This is a genomic window from Dyella sp. SYSU CM1112 (assembly GCF_058216415.1).
Genome location: NZ_JBZEGI010000139.1, coordinates 1 through 269, shown reverse-complemented (window position 1 = coordinate 269; position 269 = coordinate 1). Strand labels below are relative to the sequence as shown.

The following is a 269-nucleotide window of genomic DNA, read 5'->3' as shown; positions in this document are numbered from 1 at the left end:
CGTGGAAAACGGTCGACAGGATCCAAAGGAGAAAGCAGCATGAACAGCAACATGTCTGGCAATCTCGTCGCGCTGCAAACCATCGTACGCCGCGAAATCGTGTGCATCATGCGCATCTGGACGCAAACCCTGATTCCACCCGCCATCACGATGACGCTTTATTTCGTCATCTTCGGCAAGCTGATCGGCAGCCGCATCGTTAGCATCCAGGGCGAATTCAGCTATATGCAGTACATCGTGCCGGGCCTGTTGATGATGAGCATCATCAC

1 protein-coding gene is annotated in these 269 nt (G+C 53.5%); it reads left to right on the top strand.

Annotation, left to right across the window (positions count from 1 at the left end):
- Positions 1-39: 39 nt before the first annotated feature.
- Positions 40-269 (top strand): ABC transporter permease (locus AC4HNJ_RS21965; protein ID WP_490481738.1); only part of this gene is annotated, 230 nt, incomplete at its 3' end.